This window comes from Streptomyces sp. NPDC058619 (assembly GCF_042717785.1).
Classification (GTDB): Bacteria; Actinomycetota; Actinomycetes; order Streptomycetales; family Streptomycetaceae; genus Streptomyces.
On sequence record NZ_JBHXQN010000039.1, the window covers coordinates 49479 to 59401 of the forward strand.

Annotated in this window: 8 protein-coding genes; 2 read left to right on the forward strand and 6 right to left on the reverse strand. The window is 72.0% G+C overall.

Going from position 1 to position 9923, the window contains the following annotated elements:
- Nucleotides 1-60 precede the first annotated feature (60 nt).
- The 3 genes from ACFWTC_RS28610 to ACFWTC_RS28620 form a co-directional block, all read right to left on the reverse strand.
- Entirely contained in the window at nucleotides 61-2409 is a 2349-nt protein-coding gene (locus tag ACFWTC_RS28610) for a SpoIIE family protein phosphatase (protein ID WP_384028947.1), read from the reverse strand.
- A 300-nt stretch (nucleotides 2410-2709) separates the two neighbouring features.
- Nucleotides 2710-3411, reverse strand: a complete 702-nt coding sequence (locus tag ACFWTC_RS28615) for a DUF402 domain-containing protein (protein ID WP_383933015.1) — start codon at nucleotides 3409-3411, stop codon at nucleotides 2710-2712.
- Between the two features lie 111 nt (nucleotides 3412-3522).
- Nucleotides 3523-4926 (reverse strand): class II fumarate hydratase, encoded by a 1404-nt coding sequence (locus ACFWTC_RS28620; protein WP_383933017.1) that lies wholly within the window; start codon nucleotides 4924-4926, stop codon nucleotides 3523-3525.
- A 108-nt stretch (nucleotides 4927-5034) separates the two neighbouring features.
- Between ACFWTC_RS28620 and ACFWTC_RS28625 the strand changes: the two genes are divergently transcribed.
- Nucleotides 5035-6570, forward strand: coding sequence for a ricin-type beta-trefoil lectin domain protein (locus ACFWTC_RS28625; protein WP_384028945.1), 1536 nt, complete (start codon nucleotides 5035-5037; stop codon nucleotides 6568-6570).
- Between the two features lie 93 nt (nucleotides 6571-6663).
- On the opposite strand, the gene ACFWTC_RS28630 is transcribed toward ACFWTC_RS28625, so the two are convergent.
- Nucleotides 6664-7434 (reverse strand): glycerophosphodiester phosphodiesterase, encoded by a 771-nt coding sequence (locus tag ACFWTC_RS28630; RefSeq protein ID WP_383933020.1) that lies wholly within the window; start codon nucleotides 7432-7434, stop codon nucleotides 6664-6666.
- A 100-nt stretch (nucleotides 7435-7534) separates the two neighbouring features.
- On the opposite strand from ACFWTC_RS28630, the gene ACFWTC_RS28635 reads away from it, so the two are divergent.
- On the forward strand, nucleotides 7535-8005 hold the full coding sequence (locus tag ACFWTC_RS28635) for a hypothetical protein (protein WP_383933021.1): 471 nt from the start codon (nucleotides 7535-7537) through the stop codon (nucleotides 8003-8005).
- Nucleotides 8006-8179: 174 nt separating this feature from the next.
- On the opposite strand, the gene ACFWTC_RS28640 is transcribed toward ACFWTC_RS28635, so the two are convergent.
- Nucleotides 8180-8524 (reverse strand): hypothetical protein, encoded by a 345-nt coding sequence (locus ACFWTC_RS28640; RefSeq protein WP_383933023.1) that lies wholly within the window; start codon nucleotides 8522-8524, stop codon nucleotides 8180-8182.
- 4 nt (nucleotides 8525-8528) lie between these two features.
- Nucleotides 8529-9923: polymorphic toxin-type HINT domain-containing protein (locus tag ACFWTC_RS28645; RefSeq protein WP_384074771.1), on the reverse strand; the 1395-nt coding region annotated here is incomplete at its 5' end.

The following is a 9923-nucleotide window of genomic DNA, read 5'->3' on the forward strand; positions in this document are numbered from 1 at the left end:
ACGGCGGCAGCGATCCGGTCGCCGGACCGCGAACGCCGGGCTGCCCCCTCGCCCGCCCGGTCAACGCCGCTCTTGCGCCCCCGGCAGCGCGAGCTCGAACCAGACCACCTTTCCGCTGCTCAGCCGCGTGGCACCCCACCGGCGGGCCATCCGGTTGACCAGGAACAGCCCGCGGCCGCCCTCGTCGGTGTCCCGGGCCCGCCGCTGGCGCGGCAGCTGCGGGGAGTCGTCGCCGACCTCGCAGCGCAGGACGTCCGTCCGCAGCAGGCGCAGCGTCACGGGGCGCTCGGCGTACCGGACGGCGTTGGTGACCACCTCGCTGACCAGCAGCTCCAGCGAGTCGCTCAGCTCCTCCAGGCCCCACCGCGTCAGCGCCCGGCGGGCGAACCGCCGCGCCCGGCCCGGAGCGGTCTCCTCCGGGTCCAGGAACCAGTACGCGACGTCGCTGGGCGCGATCCCCTCGAAGCGGGCCGCGAGCAGCGCGATGTCGTCGTCCCGGTCGCCCGGGCCGAGCATGTCCAGCACGTCGTCGCAGAGGGCCTCCAGCGGCGGCGGGTGGTCCAGGCCCGTCAGCTGGGCGGTCGTCGCCAGCCGCTCCCGCAGCTGCTCGATTCCGGTCCACACGTCGCGCAGCCGCGACTCCACCAGGCCGTCGGTGTACAGCAGCAGGGTGGCCCCGGCGGGCGCGTCCAGCTCCACGGCCTCGAAGTCCACGCCGCCTACGCCGATCGGGGCACCGGGCGGGACGCGCAGCACCTCGGCGCGGCCGCCCAGGTGCAGCAGCACGGGCGGCGGGTGGCCGGCGTTGGCGATGGTGATCCGGTGCGAGACGGGGTCGTAGACCGCGTACAGGCAGGTGGCCATCCGGTCCGAGCCCAGCCGCTGGGCCTGCTCGTCCAGGTGGTGCAGCACCTCGGCCGGCGGCAGGTCCAGCTGGGCCAGGGTCTGGGCGGTGGTGCGCAGCTGCCCCATGATCGCGGCGGAGGTCATGGAGTGGCCCATGACGTCGCCGACGACGAGCGCGACGCGGCTGCCGGGCAGCGGTATGGCGTCGTACCAGTCACCGCCGACCCGGGCCGTCTCGGCGGCCGGCAGGTAGCGCGAGGCGAGCCGTACCCCGGTGGGCTGGGGCAGGCTGTCGGGCAGCATCGTGCGCTGGAGTTCGTCGGCGATGTACGCCTCGCGGCCGTACAGCACCGCCTTGTCGATGCCGAGCGCCGTGTGCGTGGCGAGCTGGGCGGCGACGAGGAGGTCGTTCTGCTCGAACGCGGGCCGCTCCGGGCTGCGCAGGAACACGGCCGCGCCGATCACCCGGCGGCGGCCGCGCAGCGGCGCGAGGACGGCCCGGTTGCCGCGCGGCAGCGGGTGTTCCGCCCCCAGCAGCTCGGGCAGTGCCGCCTTGGCGGCGGCGGAGGACCCGAAGACGGGCCGAACGCCGCGCAGCACCTCGGCGAGCGCCCCGCCGGGCCGGATCTCGCACAGCTCGGCGGCCGGCAGGTCACCCTGGAGCCCCAGCAGCGGCAACTGGCTGAAGTCGAGCTCGCCGGTGGCCCCCGCGGCCCCGGCGAGGTCCATCCCCGCGCCGATCGTGCCGCCGATGTCCGTGAGGTCGTCGATCGGCCGCAGCCGGTCGGTGCGCCGGAGCCTTAAGACGACCGGTCCGACGGGACGCTCGTCCCCCACCGGGAGCGGGTCGCGCAGGTACACCAGGATGGCGTCCGAGAACGTCGGCACGGTGGCCCGGCACAGGCCGAGCACGATCTCGTCGAGGTCGATGCCCCGCGCGATCCGGCGGGTGGCGGCCCCGACGAAGCGCAGCCGGTCCCCCTCGCGACGGGCCGCGGTGTCCGCCGGGCCCGCCGGCACCCCGGTGCCGCCGCCGTGCCGCCCGTCGCCCCCGGCGCCCTCCGGGGCGCCTCCGGGGCCCGCGCCGAGCCCCTGCGCCGCCCGGGCGTCCAGGTTCCGGCCGAGCGGTACGGGACCGGCGGAGTCCGCCGCGTGGTGCGCGCCGCCGGTCGGTGCCCCCTGGGCCGCGGGGGTGTCCCCGCAGCCGGGTGCCGGGGCCGCCGGGTGCCGGCCCGGCGTACCCGGGCCGCCGGATGCGGCGGCCAGGCCGCGCGCGGCCTCGCCGTCCCGGGTGCGGGCGGCGGGGACCTCGGGCCGGGTGGCCTCGGCGGCCGGGACCGCGGCCTTGCCGTGGCCGGGCTCGTCGCTGCCGGCGCCGCCCCGGGCGGCGGACGCCGCCGCAGCGCGTCCCGCGCCGCCGCGGGCCGGGCCGGGGGTGCCGGTGCCCGGCGCGGGAGCGGCCGGCGCGCCGGAGGCGAACGGCGCGGCGGAGCCGCCCGGGACCGGTGTCGCGGTGGCCGCGGCAGGCTGCGGGCCCTCCTGAGAGGTGGGGTACTCCGTCACGCGTGGAATTCCGTCCGTTTGCGCTCGATGTGCGCTGCACTCAACTCGGTCAGTCGCGGTATACCCGCTCAGCGGCCGGGACACCACCGCCCCGGACATCCTCCCCCAGACTTCGTCCGGGGACCCCGCCGTATACGCCCGGCGGACCCCGCCCCCTCGTCAGTCAGTCCCGCCGGCCTCCGGTCAAGTCCCCTGTACGACAAGCCACTTCCGAATGCCCGGCCCGACCGGCACCGTCCCGCGCGCGTGACCTCGCGGAGGACGATCCTACGTTTGGACCCCGGGGGCGCATCAAGGGTCTCATGACGTCATGTGCGCCGGAGTGCGGTCCCAGTCCTCCGGGAGGGCCGGGACCGTCCACGACGGGTCCGGCCGCCAGTCCTGCCAGCCGTCGGAGAAGGGCGGCCCCCAGGAGGCGATCAGCTCCACCGCGGCCCGCCCCGCGTCCCGGACCCGCCGGGCCTGCGCCCGGTCCATCAGCCCGGCCCGCTGCGCCTGCGCGAACTCGTCCTCGTCCAGCCACGCCCAGCTGCGATCCGGGTGCACGGCGATGTCGAGGAAGTGGTCCTCGGAGTCGACCCCGCCCGCCCAGCGGGCCCGGGGCTCCTCCAGGTTCACGTACCAGTTCTTGAACCGCCAGCCGCGCTCCCAGAACAGCCATACGGAGAAAGGCTCCCCGGGCCGCGCCAGCTTCAGCACCCCGGTGCCGAACCAGCGGGAGCGCACGGTCGTCCGGGGCGCGGTGTAGCGCGTGGCGAGCGGTTCGGCGTGCACGGGCGTGCCGTCCGCCAGGACCGGCTTGACGCACTCGGTACCGGGGGCCATCCACACGGCCAGCAGCTCGTCGGTGTCCCGCACCACGGTCACGGGGCGGCAGATGTGCACCCCGCCGCGGGGGCCGTTGTCGCGGTAGCGCCAGAGGATCTGCTCCCCGGGCGCCCAGCGCGCGGCCCGCGGGTCGCCCCGCTCCGCGCCGCCCGCAGGCCGGAAAGTACCTGTCATGCGCAGATCTTAGGGCGGCACCCCGCGCCCCCGCTGCGGTGCAGGTCACGGAGGTGTTCGGCGACGGGATTCGACCGGATCCGGACCCTGCGCGGGGGCGGGGGTGGCGCGTCAGGGGCGGGTCATGCGCAGCACGTCGAGGGCCTCGTCCAGCTGCTCCAGGGTGAGCGCGCCGCGGTCGACGTAGCCGGACTCCAGGACGACCTGCCGGATCGTCTTGCGTTCGGCGAGCGCCTTCTTCACGACCTTGGCGGCCTCCTCGTAGCCGATGTAGCGGTTCAGCGGGGTCACGACGGAGGGCGAGGACTCCGCGTACTCCCTGGCCCGGGCGGTGTTGGCGGTGATTCCGTCGACCGTGCGGTCGGCCAGCAGGCGGCTCGCGCTGCCGAGCAGCCGGATCGATTCGAGGAGGTTCCTGGCCATCACCGGGAGCATCACGTTGAGCTCGAAGTTGCCGGCGGCGCCCGCGACGGCGACCGCGGCGTCGTTCCCCATCACCTGGGCGGCGACCATCAGCACGGCCTCCGGGATGACCGGATTGACCTTCCCGGGCATGATCGAGGAGCCCGGCTGGAGATCCGGGAGATTGATTTCGGCCAATCCGGTGCGCGGTCCGGAAGCCATCCAGCGCAGGTCGTTGGAAATCTTGGTGAGCGAGACGGCGACCGTACGGAGCATGCCCGAGGTCTCCACCAGCGCGTCCCGGGCGCCCTGGGCCTCGAAGTGGTTGCGGGCCTCGGTCAGCGGCAGCCCGGTGGCGGCGGCCACCTCGGCGATGACGGCGGCCGAGAAGCCGGGCGGGGTGTTGATCCCGGTGCCCACCGCGGTACCGCCCAGCGGCAGTTCGGCCAGCCGGGGGAGGGTCGCCCGCAGCCGTTCGACGCCGTAGCGGATCTGGACCGCGTACCCGCCGAACTCCTGGCCCAGGGTGACCGGGGTGGCGTCCATCAGGTGCGTCCGGCCGGCCTTGACGACCTCGGCGAACTCCTCGGCCTTGCGCTCCATGGAGGCGGCGAGGTGCTCCAGGGCCGGGATCAGCGCGCCGGTGACGGCGGCGGTCGCGGCGATGTGGATGGAGGACGGGAAGACGTCGTTGGAGCTCTGCGAGGCGTTGACGTGGTCGTTGGGGTGCACCTCGCGGCCGAGCCGCTCGGTGGCCAGGGTCGCGATCACCTCGTTGGCGTTCATGTTGGACGAGGTGCCCGAGCCCGTCTGGAAGACGTCCACCGGGAAGTGGTCGTCCCAGCGGCCGTCGACGACCTCCTCCGCGGCCGAACGGATGGCCTCGGCGACGTCCGGGTCCACGACGCCCAGCCGCGCGTTGACCACGGCGGCCGCGGCCTTGATGCGGGCGAGCGCCGCGATGTGGGCGTGTTCCAACCGCTGCCCCGAGACGGGGAAGTTCTCCACCGCGCGCTGGGTCTGGGCGCGCCATTTTGCGTGCGCGGGCACCTGTACGTCGCCCATGGAGTCGTGCTCGGTCCGGAACGCTTCGGCCTGCTGGTCTTCGGTCATGTTCGTGGCCTCCTCAAAAAGTTGAGCAATTGTCTTGTTCGAAGTGTTCCCAACTCCCCTACCAGCCAGTAAATACCGTGGGTAACACTGACATCCGGGGAGGCGTTCATGGCACGTGCCGCAACGAAGTCCAGGCTCAGATCTACCGTCGTCGCGGTCGCGGCGTTCGCGGCCGCCCTCGGGGGCGTCACCGCCGTCACCCCCATGGCCCAGGCGGCCGTCCCCGCCGCACCCGCCGCCGCGGCCACCCCCCTCCCGCCCGAACTGGAGGCGATCCGCGCCGCGGAGGCGGTCCGGATCTACGGTGACGCGGCCGTGCGGCCGCTGAACCAGCGCAAGACCGGCCTGATCTCACTGGGCGACAGCGAGATCTCGGGCGAGGGCGTCGGGAACTACGACCCCGCCACGAACACGCCGAACAACCAGTGCCACCGCTCGCCCGACTCGGCGATCCACCGCACCGGCATCCCGGCCGACCTCACCTTCAACGTCGCCTGCTCCGGCGGGTACACCGGGAACATCAGGATCGGAGGCTCCAAGCAGTACGCCGACGAGCTGGTGCAGAGCGACAGCCTGGCCATCAAAGCACGCAACACGAAGATCAAGATGGTCCTGCTCGTCGCCGGAGCCAACGACGACCTGCAGTTCGGCCCGGTCATGACCGACTGCGTGACCCGCTGGGTGCTCATCCAGGGCACCTGCGAGCCCAAGTACGCCCCCGGCTGGCAGGCGCGCGTCGACGGCCTCAAGCCCAAGGTGGAGTCCACCGTCTCCGACCTCAAGAAGGTCATGCGCGACGCGGGCTACGCCGACACCGACTACAAACTGGTCGTCATGGGCTACCCCAGCCCCATCGGACCCGACTTCCACGACAACCCCAACTTCCCCGGCAAGCTCCCCGGAGGCTGCGCCGGATACGACTCCGACGCCACCTGGGGCCGCAACTACGCGGTGCCCGTCTTCGAGAAGGGCATGCGCGCCGCAGCCCTCGCCTCCGGCGCGACCTACCTGGACAACTCCCGCCTCTTCCACGGCCACGAGGTGTGCATGGAGGACCCCTGGGCCCGCGGCCTCTACCTCGACCTCGCGGACCACTTCCCGTGGGACGAGAACACCGCCCGCCAGTCCTTCCACCCCAACTACCGCGGCCACGGGGCGTTCGCGTCCTGCCTGACCCAGCTCTACGCCTCCGGCCTGCGCGAGGCCTCCTGCGCCGACCCGGCGAGCACCGGCACCCCGGTCCTCCAGGCGGGAGCCTGGGACGACCTCTACAAGCCCCTGAGGAACGAGGCGACGGCCAGCTGCCTCGACGCCTCCGGCGGCTCCAGCGCCAACGGCACCAAGGTCGTGGGCTGGGACTGCCACGGCGGCCGCAACCAGACCTGGTGGTACGACGCGGCACGCGGGTCCGTCCACCTCGGACTGACCCAGGACCGCTGCCTGGACACCCCCGGAGCCGCCTACGGCGCCGGCACCGGCCTCATCCTCTGGAACTGCCACGGCGGCGCCAACCAGCGCTACGTCCGCGACGGCGCCACCATCCGCCCCGCCGCCGCGCAGGGCATGTGCCTGACCGTGGCCGCCGGGCACGACCCGCTGCGCCTGCAGACCTGCAACGGGTCCGCGAACCAGCGCTTCGCGTAACCGCCCCGCACCATCCGCCCCGCACCATCCGCCCCGCACCACCCGTCCCGCACCATCCGCCCCCACGCCCGGCCGGCGCACCCCGGCCGGGTGTCACAGGTCCCGCAGCAGCTTGCGCACCTCGCGCGGCCGGTTGGTGATCAGGGTGTCCACGCCGAGCCGCACGCACAGCTCCACGTCCTCCGGCTCGTCCACGGTCCACACCCGCACGCCCAGCCCCCGGGCCTTCAGCCGGCCCACCAGAGCCGGGTCGCGGCGCACGAGGTCGATGCCCGGGCCCGCGTGGGTCGCGTACGCCGGGCGCACCGGGCGCAGCCGCCGCTCCATCAGGTACACGGCGGGCAGGCCGGGCGCGAGCCGGTGCAGCCGGTTCAGGGCGGAGCGCGAGAAGCTCATCACCTCGACCCGTCCCGAGGCGCCGTCGGCCAGCCCGTGATCCCGCAGCGCCCGCACCAGTTCGGCCTCCAGCAGGCCGCCCGTACGCACCGGGTGCTTGGTCTCGACGGCGAGGCCGACCGGCCGGGGCGCGGCCAGGGCCACCCGGAGCAGGTCCTCGAACAGCAGCACCCGGGCCCCGGCGTGCCCGTCGCCCTTCCAGGCCCCGAAATCCAGCGCGGCGAGCTCCCCGTACGTCATCGCGGAGACCGCGCCCCGCCCGTCGGAGGTCCGCTCCACGCGCCGGTCGTGCACGCAGACGAGCCGGCGGTCGGCGGTCAGCCGCACATCGCACTCCAGGGCGTCCGCGCCGTCCTCGACCGCCTGCCGGTAGGCGGTGAGGGTGTGCTCGGGATGCTCGTGGGAGGCCCCGCGGTGGGCGATCACCCGGACGGTGCCGGCGGTGCGGGCGGGACGGATCGCGGTCATACGGAAATCCTTGCAAACCGGGGTGAACAGGCAGCGGCGACGCCGTGTCCCCGACGTTAACCCGGTGCGGTCCGCCCACCGGCGCGCGCACAGTGGTGTCATGCCGAGATTCGTCCCCCTGCACTGCGCACCCTGCCCGAGCTGCGTCTTCCACGCCCGGCAGCTCGTCGAGGCGGGCCGGCTGGCCTGGCAGGCCGACTGGGAGTGCGGAACCTGCGAGTTCGGCGCCCCGGACGTCTGCAACCGCGACCACGGCACCGGGGTGCCGCCCGCGTACGTCCGCGAGGCGGTCGTGGCCCGCGAGGGCACGGTGCTGCTCCGCGTGGACGGCGCCCGCGCGGCGGCCCTGAAGGTCCTCCGGGACGCCCTCGGCCTGACGCTCCCGGAGCTCGCGGCCGTCGTCCGCGACGGGTACCGGGCGACCCCCGTGGAAGCCCGCCACCTGACGGACGCGCTGCACGGCGCCGGGTTCCGTAGTGTCCCCACGTGGCGGGATCACCTGCGGGCGAGTAAGGGGGAGGAGCCGAGGGGTGTTGCCTGGACGGCGAACGCACTCGCGCCATCGTCCTGAACCCGACCGTGCCCGGCATCTACACGTACAAGGGCGAGCACGTAGAAGACCACAACGGTGCGCATGTCCGCATCGCCGACGACGCCCTTATGGCCGCCGCAGCCCTACAAACGGAGGGCATCCTGCGCCGCACGATGCGCGGAGCAGGATGCCAGTGTCTACCGATCGGCTCGGTCAACCCACGTACAGCATGGGGTCCGTGAGGCGGAACTCTGGGTGGACCACCACCCGGAGCTCGCATTTGAAGCCGGGAACATCGCATTCCACGATGATTCCGCGCTCACCGTTTCCTGTGTAGAGAAGGATCCGCTCCACCTGTTCCCGGTAGATGTCGACTTCGGATCTGGTTTCCGATCCCTTGGCCAGCCGAACAGAGCGGGCCCCTATATCGAAGCTCAGAGTCACGATCTGCGCATTCTCGATGGGAATGTCGACCCGCCAGATGTCTTGGTCGTTTTCCATCGACTCAGGGGCGACTCCCAGAATTTCGATAAAATCGACATCATCCGGAATGTCCATGGCCCTACTTCCCATACCCTCGACCCCCAACAGGAATCATTGTGGTGAGCCTTATTCCACCTTCGGTGACTTCGTAATTCGCGCGGACCAAGAGTGCGCCTCGCGGCCCATAAAGAACTGATTCCGTTCGAATGTTTGTCAAGTTGTTCTTCGGGTTCACGTAAGTCTCGACGACACTGCTCCGCTTCGCCTCATCGAAGAACTCAGTGAGGATCTGACGCCCCGCTTCGTTGTCGCGGAGACCAATTGCCTCCAACTGGTACGCATTCTGCGTCGACCGCGCGGCATTGTGCGGGTTGGAGTCGACTCGTCCGAAGAAGTAGTCCCACTTGCCATCGTCGATGATCACATCACAAGGTGTGTTGTGAACGAGAACGGCACTCGTGCCTGCCATCACATAGTACGTGTGGAGGTCGTTCACCGTGAGGTTGTAGGCCGGCTGAAGACCCGTCCAATGGCGCACCGCACTGACCTGCGCCGCACTTCCGTCAGGAGTACGCAGGGTGTCCTGCGTAGTGAGGTCGGCCGCGTTCTTCCACGTCTTGGCGCTCTCGGACCAGAACGGGTGGTGGTCGGTCGTGGTGAGCTGACCGCCACCGTTGTTCCGGTCGAGGGTGACGTCGGTGAATTCGCGGTCGGCCGGGGTGTAAATGGTCGCGTCGACCCGGCGCGGGCCGGTGATCCCGGTCTCCGGGTCGGTGGCCAGGACCTGGTCACCGATCCTGAGCTGATCAATCGATCGGGTGGTCCGGTCACCCATCAGCACACGGGTGCCAGCCGGGAAACTGTGCTTCACGCACGGCGGGAGCTTGGCGTACTTCGTGCCCTTGGCCACGCTCTGAATGCCGTCGTAGATCTTTCCGGCGATCTTGATCTTGCCGATCGGCAGGACTCCTGCCGCGGCCATGACGCAGCCGCCGAGTGACGGCTCCTTGATGCACTTCTCGATGTCGGCGGCGCCGGACAGCTCCCATGCCACCTTGCCCAGGAGCCTGACGAGTTCTGCGTCGGGCTTGCCGACCACGATCTCGTAATCATCCCGGTTCAGCGCGCACGGCGGGAGGCTGTCCCGGTTGAACGGGATGATGCAGGGCTTCTTCTTGTTCTTCTCTGCCTCGGCCTGCTGCTTGCGCAGCTCCTCGGCCCCGCGCTGCGCTTCGACGAGTTCCGCCTCGCGCTTCACCTTGACGTCGGTCCAGGCCTGGGAGGCCGCAGCCTCAGCTTCATCCTTGCTCTTACCAGCCGCGACTGCGGAGTCCCGGGCCCGCCTGGCAGACTCATCGGCCTGCTTGGCGGACTGCCGGGCGTAGTTCGCGGAGAAGGCGGCCTGGGCGGCGGAGGCCTCGGCGGCGTCGGCGGCGCGGTTGGCGCTGTTCGCCGCGTTGCGGGCGGTGACGGC

Excerpts from the sequence above, each read along its gene's own strand:
- ACFWTC_RS28615 (WP_383933015.1), bottom strand. The coding sequence starts at position 3,411 with ATGACAGGTACTTTCCGGCCTGCGGGCGGCGCGGAGCGGGGCGACCCG.
- ACFWTC_RS28620 (WP_383933017.1), bottom strand. The coding sequence starts at position 4,926 with ATGACCGAAGACCAGCAGGCCGAAGCGTTCCGGACCGAGCACGACTCC.
- ACFWTC_RS28625 (WP_384028945.1), top strand. The coding sequence starts at position 5,035 with ATGGCACGTGCCGCAACGAAGTCCAGGCTCAGATCTACCGTCGTCGCG.
- ACFWTC_RS28630 (WP_383933020.1), bottom strand. The coding sequence starts at position 7,434 with ATGACCGCGATCCGTCCCGCCCGCACCGCCGGCACCGTCCGGGTGATC.
- ACFWTC_RS28635 (WP_383933021.1), top strand. The coding sequence starts at position 7,535 with ATGCCGAGATTCGTCCCCCTGCACTGCGCACCCTGCCCGAGCTGCGTC.
- ACFWTC_RS28640 (WP_383933023.1), bottom strand. The coding sequence starts at position 8,524 with ATGGACATTCCGGATGATGTCGATTTTATCGAAATTCTGGGAGTCGCC.